The following is a 22,052-nucleotide window of genomic DNA, read 5'->3' on the forward strand; positions in this document are numbered from 1 at the left end:
AAAACAAAAAAATGCTCCATTCAATTGAATGGAGCATTTTTTTTAATGGAATAAAAATGGATTCTTTATAAAAACAAGAAAAAGAGAATGGATACATCTTTTTTTGAATACAAATAAGACGCTGTTTCAGCCGTTGGTTTTAAGTGGATTAAGAGTTTGTTTGGGTTTTAGAGGGCTCTTAGTTAGTTTTCTTTGGCTTAATGTTATAGTTTTATACAAATTAATTGGTCGGATTATTAATATAAATGGAATATATGGAAGAGATTGTTGGAATGATAAATGAAATAGTTTGGAGTACGCCTTTAATAATTTTATGTTTAGGAACGGGGCTTTATTTCTCTATTCGGACTCGTTTTCTTCAACTGCGGCACATTAAGGAAATGTTTCGTTTGCTGTTTGATGGCAAAAGTTCAGAATCTGGTGTTTCGTCTTTTCAAGCGTTATCCATGTCTTTGGCCGGCAGGGTTGGTACGGGAAATATTGCCGGAGTGGCTACAGCAATAACCTTTGGTGGTCCGGGTGCTTTATTTTGGATGTGGATGGTTGCTTTTTTGGGTGCGAGTACCGCATTTGTAGAGGCGACTCTTGCGCAAATTTACAAAGAAAAACATTTGGGACAGTTTCGAGGAGGTCCTGCTTTTTATATCGAAAGAGGCTTGGGTGTTAAGTGGTTTGCCATCTTGTTTGCTATAGTTTCTATTATTTCTGCAGGAATCTTGCTGCCCGGTATTCAGTCCAATTCGGTTGCTGAAGGTTTAGAGAATGCCTTCAATCTTGATACTAGAATTACCGCCGTTGTTGTTGCTCTTGTGTTTGGAGCGATTATTTTTGGTGGGGTAAAAAGAATTGCAAAAGTGACTGAGATCGTGGTTCCTATCATGGCCATTGGTTATATTTTGCTTGTAGTTGTGATAATAGGGATGAACTTTAGCGAGCTACCGGGCGTTATTTCTTTGGTTTTTACAAGTGCTTTTAATCAGGAAGCCGGATTTGGAGCCGTTATTGGATTGGCAATTCAGTGGGGTGTAAAGAGAGGACTTTATTCTAATGAAGCGGGACAGGGTACTGCACCGCATATTGCCGCTGCTGCAAATGTGTCGCATCCGGTAAAACAAGGCTTAGTGCAATCTTTTTCAGTTTATATAGATACATTATTGATTTGTAGTGCAACCGGTTTTATGTTGCTGATTACCGGTAGATATAATGTAGAAAATCCGGTCTTAGGTACAAATGGGGCCACTGAATTTTTGTACGAGGGAGCGCAAAATGTTACTGCTGGGACAGGCTATACACAGAGCGCTATGGATAGTGTTTTTCCTGGCTTTGGCTCTTTCTTTGTGGCTATTGCGTTATTTTTCTTTGCTTTCACCACTATTTTGGCATATTACTATATTGCTGAAACTAATATTTCGTACTTGACCAGAAAGATAAATTCGCACATGTTCAATCGCGTGTTAAAAGTGGTGATGATACTAGTGGTTATGTATGGCTGTGTCAATGAAGCTAAGTTGATTTGGAATATTGGTGATATTGGTGTGGGGATTATGGCTTGGTGTAATATTATTGCAATCCTGCTGTTGCAAAAACCAGCTCTCGCAGCATTAAAAGATTACGAAAAACAAAAGAAAGAGGGTAAGAATCCAGTGTTTAATCCACAAAATATTGGTGTTATGAATGCGCCATTATGGGACGAGATCAATACAAATAAAGAAGCGTAAGTAAGTCGAAAGTTTAAAAGTCGTAAAGTCAAAAGAATTAACTTTAAGTAAAATAGCTTTAAATCAGATTGTTACATAACTTTATCCTGATTTTAAAATACGACATTATACCATGGTTATTACTTAGTTTGAGTATTTCTTTTTAAAAGCTTGCAGGACCAGAATTTTTATTCTCTTTCTGCAAGCTTTTATTTTATAGTAAACAGAGTACTTAATTAATCTATCTTTGCACTTTTAAAAAATCGTTTAATTGATTTAACCGATTAACCGATTAACCGAATTACCAAATCAACAAATAAACAATGATTACAGTTAACGATATTTCCGTACAATTTGGTGGAACGACACTTTTTAGTGATGTTTCTTTTGCCATAAATGAGAATGATAAAATTGCCCTAATGGGCAAAAATGGAGCAGGAAAATCGACACTGCTTAAAATTATTGCGGGTCAAAGCAAGCCGTCAACCGGGAATATTTCAGCGCCAAAAGATGCCGTAGTGGCGTATTTGCCGCAGCATTTATTGACTACAGATGGCGCAACGGTTATGGAAGAAACCTCTAAAGCCTTTGGTGAAATCTTTGGTATGAAAGCGGAAATTGATGCAATCAACGAGCAATTGACAGTTCGTACCGATTATGAAAGTGACGCATATATGAAGTTAATCGAGCGCGTTTCAGACCTGAGCGAGAAATTTTATGCTATTGAAGAAGTAAATTATGAGGCCGAAGTGGAGAAAATCCTACTTGGTCTGGGATTTGTTCGCGAAGATTTTGTCCGACAAACTACGGAATTTTCCGGAGGTTGGAGAATGCGAATTGAACTTGCCAAAATCCTTTTGCAAAAACCAGATTTAATTTTGCTGGATGAGCCTACCAATCACATGGATATCGAAAGTATTCAATGGTTAGAGGATTTCTTGATTAATTCAGCCAAAGCGGTTGTGGTTATTTCGCACGATAAAGCTTTTGTCGATAATATTACGAATCGCACCATCGAAGTTACAATGGGACGTATTTATGATTATAAAGCCAAGTATTCACATTATTTAGAACTCAGAAAAGACAGACGTGTGCATCAGCAAAAAGCGTATGACGAGCAACAGCGCATGATTGCGGATAACAGGACTTTTATTGATCGCTTTAAAGGAACTTTTTCTAAAACGGATGCTGTACAGTCCCGTGTAAAAATGTTAGAGAAACTCGTTATCGTTCAGGTAGATGAGGTAGATACTTCTGCTTTGAAACTAAAATTTCCACCAGCTGCTCGCTCCGGTCAATATCCCGTAATTGTAAAAGATTTATCAAAAGCGTATGGAGAGCATGTGGTTTTTTCGAATGCAAATATGGTGATCGAAAGAGGCGAAAAAGTGGCTTTTGTAGGGAAAAATGGAGAAGGAAAATCGACGATGATCAAAGCCATTATGAAACAAATCGAAATCAATGGTGGTAGTTTAGAAATTGGCCATAACGCCCAAATTGGTTATTTTGCTCAAAATCAAGCCTCTTTATTAAATGAAAATGCGACTATTTTTGAAACCATCGATGACATTGCCGTGGGGGATGTCCGAACTAAAATAAAAGATATTTTGGGGGCTTTTATGTTTCAGGGCGATGATGTAACCAAAAAAGTGAAAGTGCTTTCCGGAGGAGAGAAAACCCGTTTGGCAATGATTAAATTATTATTGGAACCGGTGAATTTATTGATTCTGGATGAGCCATCGAATCATTTGGACATGAAAACCAAAGACATCATCAAAGAGGCTTTGCGCGATTTTGATGGTACATTGATTATCGTTTCTCACGATAGGGATTTCTTAGACGGATTAGCCACTAAGGTTTTTGAGTTTGGAAACAAAAGAGTAGTGGAACATTTTGAGGATATTGCGGGTTTCCTAGCGCACAAAAAAATGGACAGTATGCGAGAGATAGAGAAGTAATCGCTTGAAAATCTACATAAAAAAAGAGGCTGTATTCAAGAATATAGCCTCTTTTTTTTAGAGTCTGATTCCCGGAGGAAGCAACTCTTTGTAAATAGGGTTCTTTTTAAAAAAAACAACTATTTTTGGAAGGATAGGAACAACTTTAAATTTTCGTTCTATTGCAATTTCCATGATGTTTTTTAGAAATTTAGAAATGAATTCCTCATCTTCAAAGGATTCCGGTACATTTATTTTTGTCAAAAATATTTTTTTCTCCTGAAACGAATATTCAACAGTAACTAATCCTTCGTCGACCATAGTTTCAAATTGTCTTGCAAAAGTGTTGTCTTTGATTTCCATAGTGATTGCTGCCTCCATAATAATTAACGCTAATTCATTGGTACCTCTACCAAAAGTATTTTTGATTTGGTAATAATCTTGATTTCAAATGCCTCAAAATCGATTATTCCCATGGCATCTCTTGCCTTCAAAACATGGTTGTTAACTTCTATTTCGCCTTCGATTAAAAATAAGTACACACCGTTATTAGGAATTCGAACCTGATAGGTCGAACAAGTATTGCTGTCAAAAATTCCTAAATGGAAAAAGGTTTTCTGGTAAACCCAAAGTGCATTACCATCATTCATATCATTTGGCGAAACAATATTTACAAAGGTATTGATTTGATTTTCAATATCAAATGATTTTTGGTCGTATCTTGGTGTAACTTCTTCTTTGTCAGGAAAGACCCAAAGCTGTAGCGTTTTGGCTTCGTCGATGTGGCTTGCGTTCATTTCAGAATGTTCTACTCCAGTCCCGGCACTCATTACCTGAACTTCTCCAAAACCAATGACACCGATGTTTCCCATGCTGTCACGATGTTTCAAGCCGCCTTCAAGAGGAATGGTGATAATTTCCATGTTGGCATGACCGTGAGTCCCAAAACCCATTCCGCCCTTGATGATATCATCATTTAAAACACGTAACATTCCAAATTGCAAACGTTCCGGATTGAAATAATTTCCAAAAGAAAAAGAAAAATTGGCTTTTAGCCAGCCAAAATCAGCTTTGCCCCTAGTGTTTGATTCAAATAGTTGTGTAGTCATAAATTATTAATAATATAAGATGATAAGTAATAACCATGGTATAATGTCATATTTTAAAATCAGGATAAAATTATGTAACAATCTGATTTAAAGCTATTTTGCTTAAAGTTAATTCTTTTGACTTTACGACTTTTAAACTTTCGACTTACTTAGTTACAGCAGGTTCCAATAAAAAAATTAATTTTATACAAAATTCGCTATAAAAAAGGGGAATGTTGTTATAAAATCGTTAAAACAATTATGAGTAAAATTCCAGTTTATTTAATGCCAGGATTAGCGGCAAGTACCGCTATTTTTGAACGAATTGCACTTCCGGAAGATCGTTTTGAGATCCATTTATTAGAGTGGGAGATTCCGTTGGACAATGAAGCGCTGATGGATTATGCCAATAGGATAGCTAAGAAAATCAAGCATAAAAATCCCGTTTTGATAGGCGTTTCATTTGGAGGTATTTTGGTTCAGGAAATCGCCAGATGTATAGCTGTCTCAAAAGTGATTATCATTTCGAGTGTCAAAAGTAATTTAGAATTTCCACGCCGATTAAAAATTGCTAAAACAACGAAGGCTTATAAGCTGATTCCTATGAGTTTGATTTTGAATCTGGAAAACCTGGCTAAATTTTCGTTTGGAGAAAAAGTGAATCAAAGATTAAAATTGTATAAAAAATTCCTTTCGGTTCGGGATATTCGCTATTTGAATTGGGCAGTAGAGCAGGTTGTTCTTTGGGACAGAACAGTTGCAGACCCAGACGTGATTCATATTCATGGAGATATGGATGATGTTTTCCCGATCAAATATATTAAGAATTGTATCGTTGTAAAAGGAGGAACACATATTATGATTTTGAATAAATACAAATGGTTGAATGAAAATTTGCCTTCCATTATATTGGAAACCAAAAAAGAAGCAAACGCACTTTCGCAATTACTCTAAAGGTATAAAAAAAGAAAAGATGAAAGTAATGAATAAAGTGATTCTAGTGCTTACCGTAGTTTTTGCGAGTGGGATATTAGTTTTTGCCACTACAAATCCGGACGTTGAAAAAGTGTTAAAAAGAGAATCGGCATCTTTTTTTCCTGAAAAACTGAATTTTTCAGGGGAAGCAACTCCGTTGAAAATAGCAGATGTCAAGGAACGATTTGACCGGGAATTACAGGTGAATGTCAATTTACATGCTTCTACAATTTTGGCAATAAAAAGAGCCAGTCGTGCTTTTTTAGTAATTGAGCCTATTCTAAAAAAGAACGGTATTCCGGATGATTTCAAATATTTGGCCGTTATTGAAAGTGGATTAGTGAATGTAGTTTCTCCGGCAGGGGCAAGGGGAATCTGGCAATTTATGCCGGAAACGGCCAAAGAACGCGGCATGGAAGTCAATGAAAATGTGGATGAGCGTTATGATCTTGAGAAATCAACCCAGGCAGCGTGCAGTTATTTTTTGAGTGCCAAAGGTAAATTTGGCAGTTGGACTTTGGCAGCAGCCTCGTATAATGGCGGAATGACAGGAGTAAACAAACAAATTGAGATTCAAAAAGTATCGAATTATTATGATTTGTTGCTTACCGAAGAAACATCCCGCTATGTTTTCAGAATTTTAGCCTTGAAAGAAATTATGGAAAATCCAGAAAAATACAATTTTAGGATTGCTCCCGAAGAATTATACGCAACGCTGCCCACTCGGAAAATAGAAATTGACAGTTCGATTGCAGATTTAGCTGATTTTGCAAAAGGCCAAGGGATTAACTATAAGATTTTGAAAATTCATAATCCTTGGCTTAGAGAAACAAAATTAATAAATGATACCGGTAAGAAATACCAAATCGATATTCCGTTAAAAGGATATTAACTGATTTTTTTGAACCATATAAGGCATTTAAGAAAATAGAAATGTCCGCAAAGTGTGCCAAGCATTTTTTTGACACGGATTTCAAAGATTTGCACAGATTTTATTTTGTATTTAAGAAATCAGTTGAATCTTTTTAATCTGTGGCTAATTTTATCAATTTAGTATTAATAACGGATATTGATATAAGAAAACATGAAGCAGTTTTATTCCAAAAATTAGGATATATACCAAAGAAAAAGGGTCAAATGTGTATCATTTGACCCTTTTTTCGATAATTATAAAAACTATATTTTCTTCATTTGTTGTTTCATCATAGTAATCTGCTCTTTCAGCATATTCTGTTTGTCTAATTTTTTGGCTTCGTTCAATAGGGAAGTGGCTTCAAGTTTACGACGACGTGTCATGGCAACTCCGGCCAGATTCAATTTGGCTACAGCCAAGTCCATGTCCATTGATAATCCGAGTTCAATGGCTTTCTTAAAATATTTCTCTGCTTGATTGATATTCGTTTGCGAAAGCATGATCCCGTGCAGGTAATTAAAATAGCCTTGCTGTTTTTGTATCAAAGCCGTTTCCGGATTTTTGATGTACGCCAACCATTTTTTGGCACCTTCAAAATCTTGTTTTCGTAGTTTTAAGAAGGCTAATAGGATGAATTCGTTTTTGAAGTAAAGGAAAATAGGGATTACAGTTAATAATATAAGGAATATTCCATTCCCAATATTACTTTCTTTAAATTGCCAAATGCCAGTAGCTATAATAAGTCCGGCGATAATAAGTTTAATATTTCTGTGAAACATAGTGTGATTATTTTAAGATGACAAATATAGTAAAATGAATTGAAAATATTTTTACAAAACTACTTGTGAGAAAAAAAAGTCTTTGTATATTTGCACTCGGTTTTAGAATAACAGTTATTCAAAAATAGGAAGACATATAAATAAGATTTTAAAGATACAAAGCAATGAGCAAAAGAACGTTTCAACCATCGAAAAGAAAAAGAAGAAATAAGCACGGATTTATGGACAGAATGGCTTCTGCTAATGGAAGAAAAGTTCTTGCGCGTAGAAGAGCTAAAGGAAGACATAAATTGACTGTTTCTTGCGAACCAAGACACAAAAAATAATGTTTGTATAAACATAAATAAGGCGTTACTTTTTTTAGTATCGCCTTTTTTTATACCTAATCGTTAAAAAATGTTTAAGATTTACAGTTAAAAGATTTGAGTTCAGTAATTTTAATCTTTTCAAAACAACAACTACACAACACTATAATTACACACAATGCCAAAAGATACATCCATAAAATCAGTTTTAATAATAGGTTCAGGTCCTATTGTTATTGGTCAAGCATGCGAATTTGATTATGCGGGATCGCAATCTGCACGTTCTATTCGTGAAGAAGGAATCGAAGTTATTTTGATCAACTCGAATCCGGCAACAATCATGACCGATCCTTCAATGGCGGATCACATTTATTTATTGCCTTTAACGACAAAATCGATTATTCAAATTTTAAAAGAACATCCTCAGATTGATGCAGTCCTACCTACAATGGGAGGCCAAACGGCTTTAAATCTCTGTTTAGAAGCCGATGAAAAAGGGATTTGGCAGGATTTTGGCGTGAAATTAATTGGCGTTGATGTTAACGCCATTAACATTACTGAAGATCGAGAACAGTTCAAACAACTGCTTAAAAAAATCGGTGTGCCATCTGCTCCAGCAGAAATATGTACGTCTTATCTGAGAGGAAAAGAAATTGCTCAGGAATTTGGTTTCCCATTAGTAATTCGTCCTTCGTTTACTTTAGGTGGAACAGGAGCGGCTATTGTTTATAAAAAAGAAGATTTTAATGAACTTCTAACCCGAGGTTTAGAAGCATCTCCAATTCATGAAGTCTTAATTGACAAGGCTTTAATGGGTTGGAAAGAATACGAATTGGAGCTTTTGAGAGATAAAAACGATAATGTTGTGATTATCTGTTCGATCGAAAATATGGATCCAATGGGAATCCACACCGGTGATTCCATCACTGTGGCGCCAGCAATGACATTATCTGACACGACTTTTCAAAGAATGCGTGATTATGCAATCTTGATGATGAGAAGCATCGGAAACTTTGCCGGAGGTTGTAACGTGCAGTTTGCCGTTTCTCCTGACGATAAGGAAGACATCGTAGCGATTGAAATCAATCCTCGTGTATCTCGTTCCTCTGCTTTGGCATCAAAAGCAACGGGATATCCTATTGCAAAAATCGCTTCCAAACTAGCTTTGGGATACAACTTAGATGAACTGCAAAATCAAATTACCAAATCGACTTCGGCATTATTCGAACCAACTTTGGATTATGTGATTGTAAAAATTCCACGTTGGAACTTTGATAAATTCGAAGGAGCTGACAGAACGTTAGGACTTCAAATGAAATCTGTTGGGGAAGTAATGGGAATTGGACGTTCGTTCCAAGAAGCATTGCACAAAGCGACTCAATCATTAGAAATCAAAAGAAATGGTCTGGGTGCTGACGGAAAAGGATATACAAACTACGAACAAATTATCGAGAAACTGACTTTTGCGAGTTGGGATCGTGTTTTTGTGATTTATGATGCTATCGCGATGGGAATTCCATTGAGTCGCATTCATGAAATCACTAAAATCGACATGTGGTTCTTGAAACAATACGAAGAGCTTTATACGTTAGAGAAAGAAGTCTCTACTTATAAAGTGGATTCTTTACCCAGAGAATTGCTATTAGAAGCCAAACAAAAAGGTTTCGCCGACAGACAAATTGCTCACATGGTAGGTTGCTTGGAAAGCCAGGTACATACGCTGCGAACTACAATGAACATCAATCGTGTATTCAAATTGGTGGATACGTGTGCAGCGGAGTTCAAAGCAAAAACGCCTTATTATTACTCGACTTTTGAAGCCGAAATAGAAAAAGCGGACGGAACCCGTTACGTTGACAATGAAAGTATTGTTACCGATAAAAAGAAAATAATCGTTCTTGGGTCAGGCCCAAATAGAATTGGACAAGGAATCGAGTTTGATTATTCTTGTGTTCACGGGGTGCTTGCCGCCAAAGAATGTGGTTATGAAACGATTATGATCAACTGTAATCCGGAAACAGTTTCGACTGATTTTGATACAGCAGATAAATTGTATTTCGAACCCGTTTTCTGGGAGCATATTTATGATATTATCCAACATGAGAAACCAGAAGGGGTAATTGTGCAGTTAGGAGGTCAAACGGCCCTGAAACTAGCCGAAAAACTGTCTAAATACGGTATTAAAATTATAGGAACGAGTTTTGATGCATTGGATTTAGCCGAAGACAGAGGTCGTTTCTCAGAATTGTTGACCGATTTAAAAATTCCTTTTCCACAATTTGGAATCGCTGAAACAGCGGATGAAGCTTCAGCTTTGGCGGATACTTTAGATTTTCCATTATTGATTCGTCCTTCGTATGTGTTGGGTGGTCAAGGAATGAAAATTGTAATCAACAAACAAGAACTGGAAGAGCACGTAATCAATTTATTGAAAACGATTCCAGGAAATAAATTGCTTTTAGACCATTATTTAGATGGTGCAATTGAAGCGGAAGCTGATGCGATTTGCGATGGCGAAAATGTGTACATCATAGGAATTATGGAGCACATCGAACCTTGCGGAGTGCACTCTGGAGATAGTAACGCGACTTTGCCACCGTTTAACTTAGGTGAATTTGTAATGCAACAAATAAAAGACCACACTAAAAATATTGCGTTGGCTTTGAGAACCGTTGGTTTAATCAACATTCAGTTTGCAATCAAAGATGATATCGTTTACATCATTGAAGCAAATCCTAGAGCGTCTCGTACGGTGCCGTTTATTGCAAAAGCTTACGGAGAACCGTATGTGAACTATGCGACCAAAGTAATGTTAGGGCATAATAAAGTAACCGATTTTAAATTTAATCCGCAATTGAAAGGATATGCCATCAAGCAACCGGTTTTCTCTTTCAGCAAGTTCCATAATGTGAACAAAGCATTAGGACCAGAAATGAAATCAACAGGAGAAAGCATCTTGTTTATTGATGACTTGAAAGACGATCAATTCTACGAATTGTACTCCAGAAGAAAAATGTATTTGAGTAAATAAAAACTTGAATTTGTTATATGTAAAAAGCCCCGATTGGGGCTTTTTTTGGAATTTGCTGAAAGGTAAAATAGCGTAGATGCTTCTATTGTGCCACGCAACCAAGTCTAGCTTTGGACAGCTTTTTCTTTGAAAGCTTTTTCGTAAATTTTGCGCACTTGTTTCATAGATTAAAATTAAGATTATTTCTTAACTCTCTATGATGGCTAAGTCAGCATGTTCACTTTAAAATTTTCCTTATTTCAATACTATATATTTTCTTAAATCAGAGGTTAGGATGTCATTTAATTCCTTTTGATTACTGGCAGCACTTTCAATAAAGGCAAATCCAAAAACAGGATATTTATTTATATCTAATTCTCTAATTACTATCGGTTTTTCAAAATCTTTAGCAAGACCTGAATAGTTAAATCCTAAAATATCCGAAGGGATTATTCCCGAATTATTATCCAAAATAATGACACTAAATGTTTTATTCTCTTTTCCTTTAAATATAGTATCCCAGTCTGGTTTTTTGTTTTCACAAAAGCATTTGTATTCATTAAATCCTAAAGTTACTCCTAGAAGATCGGCCGTGGTGCAAAATCCACCAAAGCGTAAAGGGTTTACTTCGATGGGGATTATTTTTCCATTTTCATCTATGCGGACTTCTGCATGAGCCGGGAAATTTTTTAAATGTAACTCTTTACCAATTTTACTTAAAAAATATTCAAGATCAATTTTATACTTTTCAATGATTGCTTTGGATGTTGAATAAACCCGATCACTTGTGTCTGTACCGGATGAAAAGAGGTGGTGTAAAACGTTTAACAAAACAGCATCTCCATTATTGTCGTAATAATAATCGATTGCATATTCTTCTCCACGAATAAATTCTTCAATAATAAAATTACTTGTGTTTAATACATTTTCAGGAAATATACTTTTAAGTTTATCAGGTTGTAACTCACTTTTAGCTTTTACCCAGTCTTTCTCATTTTCTACTATATGAACTCCTATGCTAAAGAAACCAACAGCAGGTTTAATTACAAAAGGGAACCGAATTTCATCATCGGACAATCGTTGGATTTCTTCAATACTTATTTGCTTAAAATAAAAGTCGGGAAACAACTCTTTTATAAGTTCTCTAAACTTTACTTTATTTTTTAAAACGTGTAATTGACTTGATAATTCACTTTCTCCATAGTATTGATCGATCCAAGCTAATGCGTTCTCTGAATTGCTATAAAGAGAAATTTCTGGATTATTTTTTAGTAAAGTGATTGCTTCCTCTTCGGCTATCCATGCCAAAGAATCATCTTTTACCAATTCTTTTGCTACTTTGGTTGCAATTATTTTATAATTATTATCTTTTATTGTTTTGATAAGAAAATCGGAAACAAATGGCTTGTCTATTAAGAACATAATAAGTAGTTATTTTTTATTTTTTTATTTCAATAGTTAAAGCAGGACGTTTGGCACTTTCAGCAACTCTCCATCCGGTTTCATAGATCCACTTTGCCATCTTAGTAAGTTTTACGTAGTCAATTTTATCTGGGCTATCGAAGGGGGTATGGTAGTCAGGGTGTAATAAGGTGGTAAAAAATATTGCTGGAACATTAGCTTGAGCATAGGGAAGATGATCGCTTCGGAAGTACCAATTCTCTGGGTGATCTGCAGCATCCCAAGAAGTATCTACTTTGAAGTTGGCAATACTTTTATTAGCTGCTAAAGTGATAGCTACAAGGTCAGAAGAATTAAGATGAGGTTCTGTTACGCCTAATAGCGCCGCAGAATCAGGTGCATTGCGTCCTATCATATCACCATTTAAAACAGCAACTATGGAGGGCAGTTTAACGGTGGGATGGCTAACAAAATAGCGAGAACCCAATAAACCTCTTTCCTCAGATCCGTGCCACACAAATAAAGCCGATCGCTTAGCGGGTTGTGTACTCCACGCATTCCCTATTGCAAGCATCGCTACCGTTACTGATGCATTATCATCAGCGCCGTTCCAGATTGGATCACCGTTAACAGCAGGTCCTACTCCGTCATGGTCCTGGTGACCGCTGAATAAAACATATTCCTCTTTCAGTTTAGGATCAGTTCCATCAACCTTTGCAACAACATTAATAGAAGGATAGTCAAAATTCTCTACCTTCAAATTAGTTTTTAAATAAGCGTCTTGTTTAGAAAATATATTTTGTAATTGTTTACTTGCCAATATAATTGGTACCGTAGCTGCTGTAGAGGATTCGCCACCTTCGATTTTATAACTTCCTTCTTGATAATGAAATCCCGTAAACGAAATAAGTGATTCTACAGTATCATCAGCAATAAAAATGATAGCTGTAACACCGCGGCTGAGGAGTTCTTTTCCCTGCTGGTTCATGGCAGAAGCGGTATAACGATATTGCCATAGGCTCACCCAGTCTTGAATAATGGGAGTTGGAGGCATAATATTCATAGCTACAATTTTGCCTTTCAGATCGACAGTATTATCCGGTATTTTGTCCAACCAAACTACGGAGCCTTCTAGGGTAGTGTCAACCAAATTAGTTGGCCAAATCTCTTTCCAAAGATCAAGTGCTTTACCATTTACACTAACAGTACTACTATTGGCCACACGGCTGCGTTTCAGATTAAAGAATTGGAAGTAGGTTCCATCTTCGCCTGCAGGTTTAAGGCCAGCTTCACGGGCCTTTTGAGCCACCCAAACAGAAGCTCGCATTTCGCCAAGTTCTCCTCCTCTTCGTCCCCGAAAGGCGTCACCCGCCAGTTCATATAAATCATCTTTTAGATCTTGCTGCTTAATTTTATCTAATTGTGGTGCTGTGCTTTGCGCAAAAAGCGAAGTGGAAATAAATAATATCAAAAGAAGAATTTGTTTGGATTTCATAAGATTTATTTTTAAAAATTGAAAAGTTTAAAATCGTAAAGGATCAATAAGTATTGGCAGCCCGTCTGTAATCGCTACTGAACAGTCTAGCCTTTCCAAATGTATAGATAATCTTTTATTACAAATCATCAAAATGACTTTTTTTTTGCTGAATACTTTTGGTACTTCATTGACTATGAGTTTTTCTACTATTTCGCTCTAATAATTCCCGAATATAGCGTAAATCCGTTTCGTTTACTAAGAAATGTGTCGCATAGGGATTCTATTTGGGACTTTATTTGGTATCCTGGTTTCTTAACTTTTTATGCTGGTGAAGTTAGCATGTCCACGCTACAAAAAAAGAGGCTCGCTTGCCTCTTGTAATTCTCTCTAAAAACTTTACGACAACTCCATAGTGTTAACGGACGTACAATCGGTTCTCCCGTAAAAACGGGACAGGCTGTTCAACCCGGGTTTACCTCATTGAATTTATTTTTGTTGGATTCGGTGATTATAATTCATTGTTGGTGCTGCGCACGCAACGAAACCCTAGCTGTTGGCAGTCGTACTTTTAATAAGTTTGAATTAAAACGTCAGTTGGTATATGAAGCCTTTCGTGTAATTGTCTTATCATTTCCAAAGAAAGCTTTCTTTTTCGGTTTAAAATTTCGCTTGCACGACTTTTCAGACCTATAATATTTGCTAAATCATTTTGGTTGTAACCCATTTGCTCCATTCTAAATTTAATTGCTTCAATGGGGTCTGGTAAGCTGATAGGAAATTTTTCATTTTCATATTTGTCAATTAAAATACCGAGCACCTCAAGTTCGTCTCCTTCAGGAGAGCCATTTTTTGCATCAAAGATTATTTCAAGTCTTTGTAAAGCTTGATTGTAATCGTTTTCTGTTTTTATAGGTTTAATTTCCATAATATTTAAATTTCATTTGCATTAATCTTGTCATATTCTGCATGCGTTCCAATAAATCGAATCCAAATCATTTGATATTCATAAGTTAGTTTAACTATCAATCTGTAATTATTTCCTTTAATATTGAAAACTATTCTATTGTCATTTAAAATACTAGCACTAGGATAATCTAACTTTATTTCGTTTGGGTTTTTCCATTCAGCTGTACTTGCTTCTTGAAACCATGATTTTAATTGTTGTTCACAATCACCATGTATCTCCCAAAAGTCTCTTAATATTTTTTTAGCTACTACTCTCAAATGTATTAATTTTTTTCAAAGATAATAAAAAAAAGTTCCCGAAATGGGATTTCTATTTTTTCAGTCGCAAGTGTGTTTGACTGCCAACGTCAGTTCGTCTAAAAATCTCTAAACGAACTGTATTTTGTTACTCATTGAGTAAATACCTGTGATTTAAACTACAATTAAAATTCGTTCTGGCAAAATTCGCTTATGAATATTAAAATATAACAGTCCGTAAAAAGGGTTAAAAATTGTTTTTAGAGTCCCAAAATATAAAGCCATCTTTTTTAGGAGATTGCACTGAATACGAACAAATCCGGAGCAAAGTGAACACCTCATTCCGGTTCAAACTGGACAGTTTTGATGATAATTTTCAGCTTCGATAGCGCGGATTTGCAATCCGTGCCCGTAAACAATATCGAAATAATTCTAATAAAACCACTTCTATTTCACACTCTAAACGGGCACAATTTCTTGCTGAATCATTCTCTTTGTGGGCACGGATTGCAAATCCGCGCTATCGTTGTCCGAAAAATCAGATATCCGCGCGATCGGGGCTGCAAGTGAAGGTGTTAGAAAAAGTAGAAAAGAAGCCTTTTTTACCCAAGTGTCCGTGTTGTAAAACAGGAAATTTACACCGGATAGCAGTCTTTGACCAGCGTGGTCCACCTGCTTGGTATCTTGGCGGTAGCCAAAGTTCAAATTCCTGTCCCGCTAATTAGCGGGATGGGTAAGGGAACTTGTGCTCAAAAGTGATGAAAAACACGAAAAAAAACAAGCTGAAACCACGCTACAAAAAAAGAGGCTCGCTTGCCTCTTATAATTCTCTCTAATTTTTTTTCGATAAGAGCATAGCGTTGACGGACGTACAATCGGTTCTCCCGTAAAAACGGGACAGGCAGTTCAACCCGGATTTACCTCATTGAATTTATTTTTGTTGGTATTCGGTGATTATAATTGATTTTTCGTGCTGCGCACGCAACGAAACCCTAGCTGCTGGCAGAAGTGCAAATATTTACGGTTTTAGTCTTACGATTTGGTTATCTTTCAATATTATCAATTCGCTATTCATTTTCTTTTTGAATTCGATTAGTTTTTCATAAACTTTATCCATTCCTTCTAAAATCTTGATTTGATTTAATGTTCTTTTATGCTTTTTCATTGTAATATTTTTTAAGTTTATCGAATTTCATTTCATTTAAAATGTTTATTTCTGTTTCTAAAGTTTTTTCAGCAATCAATTCAGGTTTCCCTCCTGAATTATCAAAAATCATAACTTCATCAACTATTGAAAGATAAATTTCAAATAAGTTTTTAATCCCGTTTTTATATCTACGTCGAATAACTTCTGTCTCTATATTATGTCCACCTTCCAATACTCGTGTTTTTACTCTTTCAATTGCCAAATCTACGTTTTGCAACCAAAAAAAAAGTAAAGTAACAGTATAATTTTTACTCTGAGCTTTTATTACTTTTGACTTATAACTTTTGGTAGCTAAAGTAGTTTCAAAAGCAAAATTTTCATTAATTTCAAGAAGTTCATTAACTCTCTTTATCATTATTCTTCCAGCTTCAAATGAAACTTTTTCGGGCTGAAATGGCGATAATCCTTTCGCTATTTCGTCAGCATTTACAAATTCTTTACAGTCTAAAATATCAGGTAAAATAGTAAAAGAAGCGGTTGTTTTCCCTGCTCCGTTGCAACCTGCAATTATGTAAAGGTTTTTATTCATAATTGCAAATATAATCAAATTCAAAATTGGAAACTATTCTTTTTCGATTTCTGGATTTTTTTGAGATTACTGCCAACGTCAGTTCGTCTAAAAATCTCTAAACGAACTGTATTTTGTTACTCATTGAGTAAATACCTGTGATTTAAACTACAATTAAAATTCGTTCTGGCAAAAGTTGCTTTATAGATATTCCGGGTCAAACTGGACCGGTGATTCCGGAGCAAAGTGAACACCTCATTCCGGTTCAAATTGGACAGTTTTGATGATAATTTTTAGCTTCGATAGCGCGGATTTGCAATCCGTGTCCGTAAACAATATCGAAATAATTCTAATAAAACCACTTCTATTTCACACTCTAAACGGGCACAATTTCTTGCTGAATCATTCTCTTTGTGGGCACGGATTGCAAATCCGCGCTATCGTTGTCCGAAAAATCAGATATCCGCGCGATCGGGGTTTTTTTGGTTTAAAATATCATATAACGTCCCGCTACTACAGCGGGTTTGTGACTAAATTAAGTCCTATTTTCGGATTTGCCAAATATTCACAAATACAAAACCATTTTCCCATTCAGCTAAATGCCCAAATCCGTTTTAGTAGCTGTTATGCCTAGTTTTTTATCGTCAACAATCCTCTCAACCAAATCTCGGAATGTTTGAATATTTCCAGTCTTTATACTTCTTTTGTATATCCAGTTCGGAAATATTTTGTCAATCCAATATTTAAATCGTCTTTCATTTTCTAATTTCCCATATTCAAGCTTGTCAAAAGTCTTTAAACCAGTTAAAGTTACTTCTTCCAATAGTGGAGAAAAATTCTTGTTTACGTTTAGAAACTCTTCAATTTTTGTAGAAGGTTTCAAGTTGGAAACATCAACACCTTTGTTTTTTAGATTTCTCTTTAATGTTATAAAAATTGCTGTTGTTAAACATTCCGCACCTAAAATTTTAATAGGTTTGATTATTTCTTTTTCAGCAATAGTTGATAAAAAGATACAAAGTTCTCCCAGAGTTTTTTTGTCATCAGGATTTAAGATTCTGTCCCAAGTTTTTAATGGCACATTAATTCTGAATTCTTGATTTAAAAATTCAGCAAGTTCATCCCAAGGCAATAAATCTTGAGCATCACGCCATTCATAAATTAAGGTCTCCTTTGTTAATACAAAAGTTTCATTGGCCATTATGTCAAGTGGACTGCAAAGTCTATGCTGTTCTTTAAATATTTCAAAAAGTTCGTCAGGTGTATATGTTGTATTATCGTTCATTTCTTTTGTCCTAAAATTAGGCATAACGTTATGCCACTTTGAGATGGCTGGAAATTCGTAACCGCTCCATTTTCGACTTAACGAAAACATGATGCGAAACGTTAATTCCACTAAATCACAGACTAAATCAAAACGGCTGTTGCAAGATGCCTTTCTTGTTTACTTTGTTACGATTGTTTATTTTCAAAACCTATATTCCATTTTTAATAGCATATATCTTGGCATTAATCTATATTCGGTTTGTGAAATATTAATGTCAGAAATACTGTAATTCCGAAATGTTTCTGTATTGAAAAGATTATTACCAGATAGAAAAAACGTAAGTTTATTTTCTTTAACCACATAACGCGCTTCTAAATCTAAAAAATAATATTTGTTATTGTCTTTATCTAAATTTCCAAAAAAATAGCGTTCAGATTGTAACTGAATATTAAATTTATCACTAAACATAAACGATAAATCTAAAAAACTCATATTATCTGTAAATGAATTTTTTATGGTAGTTTCTACTTGGTTGTAATTCCATTTTGAGCCAATGTGGTAATTAAAAAAACCTCTAAAACCAGAACGCAATTCAAAACCATAATCCGCATTGAAGTTTTTAACTTCTCTTAAATTTGAATTGTTTACGATATTTTTAAAATTAGTTTTGTTTGCTCCTAAATTGATTTTTAAGTTGGACTTTATAGGTTTAAAATAACGGTCGATGCTTGAAGAAATAGACAAAAATTCACGGTCTTTGATGATGATTTTTTCGGATTGTGAATAATTTTGAGCAATGATAGAATTATTGCTAAAAAAATCATTGTTTGTAGAGTATAGAATAAACGTATTGGCAAAAAACTTGTCGCCCCAACTGCCATAAGTATAATTTAAAACGGCACTTGATGAATTCAACTGATTAAATTCCTCTAGACCTTTTGAAAAAGAACGAAAACCTGTTTGTACAAATCCAGAATATACATCTAAAACGCCTGCATTTGTAGTGTTGTAAGAATAGGATGTTAAGATTTTGTTTTTGTCGTTAATTTTCCAATCTAACCCAATTTTTGGCATAATGTAAAAAGGATTTTGAGTGGTTTTTTCTTCAAAATTTGCTAATTGATTGAATAATTGATGAAAATCTGATTGGGTTAATAAAGTGAAATTTTTTAATTTAAAATCATATTTAGCGGATAAATACAAATCGTTTGTGGTATAAGTTAAGTTATTTTGATACCCATTTGGAAAAGCGAGATTGTTTTCATTTTGCAACAACTCAAAACTAGTGTTTAAATCATCAATTCGTACCTGATTGCCGATTTTTAGTTCTAACAAATCGCCATTTCTCTTTTTGTCTAACAAATGAGCTTCCAACCCTGCAAACTGCATTTTGTTTTTGCTGAATTGTTTGGTGTTATTTGCGTTTTCTGTAAACAAATCATTAAAAATAAACTGATTAACTGAGTAATTTTGTAGCGTTTTCTCGTTGATGTATCGGCTTGAAAGTAAAAAAACTTTATTCTCTTTGAATTTGTTAGTAAAAACTATTTTTTGGTCAAAAAGTTGGTTGTTTGCATTTAAACGTTCGTTTAGTAAATCATTGTTGAATAACAAATCGCTTCTGTTTTTTTCGTTGGTTTTATTGAATTTTCCTGTATATGCAAAAGTTTTAGTTTTGGTAATATCGTAGGTTAAATCTACTTTTCCAAAGCCTGTGAGTTGTGTTTTTCTGCCCACAAAATTTTCGGTATTTGTAAATGTTGTATTTTCAACAGAAAATTGCTGCAAACTATTTCTGAAAAAATCAATTTCATCAGTATTAAGAAAACCTAAAATTTTGAGTTTAATTTTATCAGAAAGTGTAAAAATACTATTTAAAGATAGCATTTCGGCATTGTTGAGATTCACTCTTTTTTGTTTTAAGTTTGGCGTATCAATACCTAAACCTAACAATGTATTTGCTGTTTGGTCATCGCCAATACTTGCAGGTTCATCAAAACGATAAGGTCTTATTAAATTGTTAATTTCGCCTGTGGCATCCTCGCCAATATTATTGATATTTGTTAAAAAATAATATTTATTTTTTTTTCCAAAGTTCATTAAATTACTTCTAACTTCATAACGATTTTCTGACCCCAAACCATAACCAGCTGAAATATTGCCAAACCAAACACGCTTTGCATCTTCTTTTAGGGTTAAATTTAGTGCTACTTTATTGCTATTCTCTATTCCTTTTAGATGTTTGTTATTTGAATAATGCTGATAGATTTCTACTTTCTCTACTGGGTTTACAGGCATGTTTTTAGTCAAAATTTTATAACCTCTTTCGAACATATCATCACCATCAATCATTACTTTTTCCACTTCTTGATTGCCTACTTTGATAGTTCCATCTGATGTAATATTAAGGCCTGGAATTTTTTTTAGTAAATCCTCAATCACTTGCTCATTGCCTTGAATAAATGACTTTGCAAGAAACGAAATCGTGTCTTTTTTGATAGTAATTGGTTTTTCGGAAGTGATAATTACTTCATCTAAAATGGTAACTTCATCAACAAGATTTATGTTATAAACGATTGATTCATTGTTAATAAGTAGAGGAATTGTTTTTCTTTCATAATTAATACTCGAAAATTCAAGAAAATACTCTCCATTTGGAATGTTGTGAATTTCGTAATCACCATTTTCATTGGTGAATGTATAATTTATAATACTTAAATCAGTTGATTTCTTTAAGACTACATTTATTAAAAAGGCAGGTTTTTTTTTATTGTCTCCTACCTTTCCAATTATATTCCATTGAGAATAACAATTTATACTGATTGTAATTAAAAACATTAATATACAATTTTTAGAGTTCATTGCTATTCAATTTTCTTTTCTATTTCATTATTGTCATCTTCTGTCATTTCAATAGATGCACCTCGTGGAAGTTTTGCTAATAATTTTGTTCTAAATATTTTTTCTGATTTTTTATCATAATCATCTCGTAATGTGGAATAAGTATTAATTGTTATATTGTTTGTATAAATAGTTTTAGGTATTTTCAAAGTAGTTTTATGAGGTATTTTAATATTTTCTGCTATAAAACTAACCTCCCCTTTATCATCTTGCACTTTTAAAATTAGCCCAGGTAAACCTGAGAATTTCCACGGACCAACAGGTAGCGGAATTTGTTCAGTGTACCACGCTGTATAGACTCGTCCTCTAAATTTAGTGGTAGCTTTCTTGCAATTATAATTTTTTATTTGGGATGTTTCTTGATGCAAAACCCACTTTATGCTAAAAGGTTCTATAATATTGTATTCTTTAAAGCTTTCTCCATCGTTTTCAGTTAGATAAACTTTAGAAATAATTTCTTTTTTTTTATAATTTACAAGAATAAATGGATGTATGCTATCTGGCCATTTTCTATTTAAAGTCGTAATTCCAGTTTCTTCATTTGCAATAGCACTTTCAGGTTTTATCTTTTTTATCAAACTATATGTTGATTGATTTCCGTTAATTATGAGTTCTTCATAAATTGGAGCATAACTGTTTTTTAAAAGTAAAGATTTATAAGTTATTTTTGCATTGGTTTGACAATATGAAGTAAACGCAATCAAAAAATTTATAAACAGTATGTATTTTTTCATCTTTTTAAATGTTTTTGTAAAAAAAAGATTGCCTAAAAGTTTTTTTGTTAAATAATTTAACAGTAAGCCATTTAGACAATCTGTTTTAGTAATTAAAATTAATTTTCATTATTATTTATTGAAACCAACTCCCTATTTTAAACTTAGCGCAAGTCCATAATGATTGATCGTGCAAGGTGATTGTGTAAGACTTTCCGTCAATCATGAAATTCCCTGAACAGTCCATAACTTCCATAGACTCTTTAATATTATGTTCTCTATTATTTGCATATGACTCTGCAAATAAACAATTACAAAATAGGACTAAAATTATAAATTTATTTCTCATAATATAAAATTATTGAATCATTGCTTTTATTAGGGCTGCACAGCTAGTTCCGTGAACTGTAATAGTATAACTTTTCCCTGTTGTATTGTCTTTAATAGTCATTTTACAATCTTCTACAAGTTTTTGTTGTGCTACTACCGAAGAAAATAAAGCGATAGTCAAAATTGATGTTAAAAATAATTTTTTCATTTTAAAAAGTATTGTGCTTCAATCTTTGCAAGTTCTTCTGGAATGTTAAGGCAGTCAAAGATTTTCTACTATTGTTTTCCCTTATGGGTTTCTGCCCGCTACAAGTAATTTATTTTCTTCCGTTAGGTGTTAT

At 34.2% G+C, this 22,052-nt stretch carries 19 protein-coding genes; 6 read left to right on the forward strand and 13 right to left on the reverse strand.

Annotated elements, in window-relative coordinates; translation table 11 throughout:
* Positions 1–254: 254 nt before the first annotated feature.
* Together EKM01_RS04110 and EKM01_RS04115 are read left to right on the forward strand one after the other, a co-directional pair.
* Positions 255–1,718, forward strand: a complete 1,464-nt coding sequence (locus tag EKM01_RS04110) for a sodium:alanine symporter family protein (RefSeq protein WP_126766982.1) — start codon at positions 255–257, stop codon at positions 1,716–1,718.
* Between the two features lie 302 nt (positions 1,719–2,020).
* Positions 2,021–3,655 (forward strand): ABC-F family ATP-binding cassette domain-containing protein, encoded by a 1,635-nt coding sequence (locus tag EKM01_RS04115; RefSeq protein ID WP_126766985.1) that lies wholly within the window; start codon positions 2,021–2,023, stop codon positions 3,653–3,655.
* 57 nt (positions 3,656–3,712) lie between these two features.
* Here EKM01_RS04115 and EKM01_RS04120 read toward each other — a convergent pair whose 3' ends face one another.
* Together EKM01_RS04120 and EKM01_RS04125 are read right to left on the reverse strand one after the other, a co-directional pair.
* Complete coding sequence (locus EKM01_RS04120) at positions 3,713–3,997, reverse strand: GNAT family N-acetyltransferase (RefSeq protein ID WP_126454468.1); 285 nt, start codon at positions 3,995–3,997, stop codon at positions 3,713–3,715.
* A 29-nt stretch (positions 3,998–4,026) separates the two neighbouring features.
* Positions 4,027–4,743 (reverse strand): pirin family protein, encoded by a 717-nt coding sequence (locus tag EKM01_RS04125; protein WP_126766988.1) that lies wholly within the window; start codon positions 4,741–4,743, stop codon positions 4,027–4,029.
* 240 nt (positions 4,744–4,983) lie between these two features.
* Between EKM01_RS04125 and EKM01_RS04130 the strand changes: the two genes are divergently transcribed.
* Together EKM01_RS04130 and EKM01_RS04135 are read left to right on the forward strand one after the other, a co-directional pair.
* Positions 4,984–5,676 (forward strand): alpha/beta hydrolase, encoded by a 693-nt coding sequence (locus EKM01_RS04130; protein WP_126766991.1) that lies wholly within the window; start codon positions 4,984–4,986, stop codon positions 5,674–5,676.
* Between the two features lie 19 nt (positions 5,677–5,695).
* A complete protein-coding gene (locus EKM01_RS04135) occupies positions 5,696–6,589 on the forward strand; it encodes a lytic transglycosylase domain-containing protein (protein WP_126766994.1) in 894 nt (297 codons plus the stop codon).
* Positions 6,590–6,873: 284 nt separating this feature from the next.
* Here EKM01_RS04135 and EKM01_RS04140 read toward each other — a convergent pair whose 3' ends face one another.
* The gene (locus EKM01_RS04140) at positions 6,874–7,389 is read right to left on the reverse strand and encodes a DUF2892 domain-containing protein (protein ID WP_126561685.1); all 516 of its coding nucleotides are present in this window, start codon (positions 7,387–7,389) and stop codon (positions 6,874–6,876) included.
* 164 nt (positions 7,390–7,553) lie between these two features.
* Here EKM01_RS04140 and rpmH point away from each other — a divergent pair, with 164 nt between their 5' ends.
* Positions 7,554–7,715 carry a 50S ribosomal protein L34 gene (gene rpmH / locus EKM01_RS04145; protein WP_007136275.1) on the forward strand — a complete coding sequence of 54 codons (162 nt, stop codon included), beginning with the start codon at positions 7,554–7,556 and terminating at the stop codon, positions 7,713–7,715.
* Positions 7,716–7,872: 157 nt separating this feature from the next.
* Positions 7,873–10,725 carry a carbamoyl-phosphate synthase large subunit gene (gene carB, locus EKM01_RS04150; RefSeq protein ID WP_126561686.1) on the forward strand — a complete coding sequence of 951 codons (2,853 nt, stop codon included), beginning with the start codon at positions 7,873–7,875 and terminating at the stop codon, positions 10,723–10,725.
* 234 nt (positions 10,726–10,959) lie between these two features.
* On the opposite strand, the gene EKM01_RS04155 is transcribed toward carB, so the two are convergent.
* The 10 genes from EKM01_RS04155 to EKM01_RS04200 form a co-directional block, all read right to left on the reverse strand.
* Positions 10,960–12,126 (reverse strand): ATP-grasp domain-containing protein, encoded by a 1,167-nt coding sequence (locus EKM01_RS04155; RefSeq protein ID WP_126766996.1) that lies wholly within the window; start codon positions 12,124–12,126, stop codon positions 10,960–10,962.
* A gap of 16 nt (positions 12,127–12,142) precedes the next feature.
* Positions 12,143–13,327: a M28 family peptidase gene (locus EKM01_RS04160; protein WP_199749388.1), complete on the reverse strand. Its 1,185-nt coding sequence runs from the start codon at positions 13,325–13,327 to the stop codon at positions 12,143–12,145.
* 823 nt (positions 13,328–14,150) lie between these two features.
* Positions 14,151–14,507, reverse strand: coding sequence for a type II toxin-antitoxin system HigA family antitoxin (locus EKM01_RS04165; RefSeq protein WP_126456257.1), 357 nt, complete (start codon positions 14,505–14,507; stop codon positions 14,151–14,153).
* A 5-nt stretch (positions 14,508–14,512) separates the two neighbouring features.
* On the reverse strand, positions 14,513–14,806 hold the full coding sequence (locus EKM01_RS04170) for a type II toxin-antitoxin system HigB family toxin (RefSeq protein ID WP_126456259.1): 294 nt from the start codon (positions 14,804–14,806) through the stop codon (positions 14,513–14,515).
* Positions 14,807–15,803: 997 nt separating this feature from the next.
* Positions 15,804–15,950, reverse strand: coding sequence for a hypothetical protein (locus EKM01_RS14645; protein WP_199749390.1), 147 nt, complete (start codon positions 15,948–15,950; stop codon positions 15,804–15,806).
* Positions 15,937–16,521: a zeta toxin family protein gene (locus EKM01_RS04180; RefSeq protein ID WP_197037222.1), complete on the reverse strand. Its 585-nt coding sequence runs from the start codon at positions 16,519–16,521 to the stop codon at positions 15,937–15,939. The genes EKM01_RS14645 and EKM01_RS04180 overlap by 14 nt, the downstream gene beginning before the upstream one ends.
* A gap of 574 nt (positions 16,522–17,095) precedes the next feature.
* Positions 17,096–17,785 carry a hypothetical protein gene (locus tag EKM01_RS04185; protein WP_158614829.1) on the reverse strand — a complete coding sequence of 230 codons (690 nt, stop codon included), beginning with the start codon at positions 17,783–17,785 and terminating at the stop codon, positions 17,096–17,098.
* A gap of 183 nt (positions 17,786–17,968) precedes the next feature.
* Positions 17,969–20,605, reverse strand: coding sequence for a carboxypeptidase-like regulatory domain-containing protein (locus EKM01_RS04190; RefSeq protein ID WP_126463229.1), 2,637 nt, complete (start codon positions 20,603–20,605; stop codon positions 17,969–17,971).
* Between the two features lie 26 nt (positions 20,606–20,631).
* Positions 20,632–21,402 (reverse strand): GLPGLI family protein, encoded by a 771-nt coding sequence (locus EKM01_RS04195; protein WP_126463231.1) that lies wholly within the window; start codon positions 21,400–21,402, stop codon positions 20,632–20,634.
* Positions 21,403–21,739: 337 nt separating this feature from the next.
* Positions 21,740–21,919, reverse strand: a complete 180-nt coding sequence (locus EKM01_RS04200; RefSeq protein ID WP_126463233.1) for a hypothetical protein — start codon at positions 21,917–21,919, stop codon at positions 21,740–21,742.
* Positions 21,920–22,052: the final 133 nt, after the last annotated feature.

Origin of the sequence: Flavobacterium sp. RSP46, assembly GCF_003984825.1 — a bacterium.
Taxonomy (GTDB): domain Bacteria; phylum Bacteroidota; class Bacteroidia; order Flavobacteriales; family Flavobacteriaceae; genus Flavobacterium.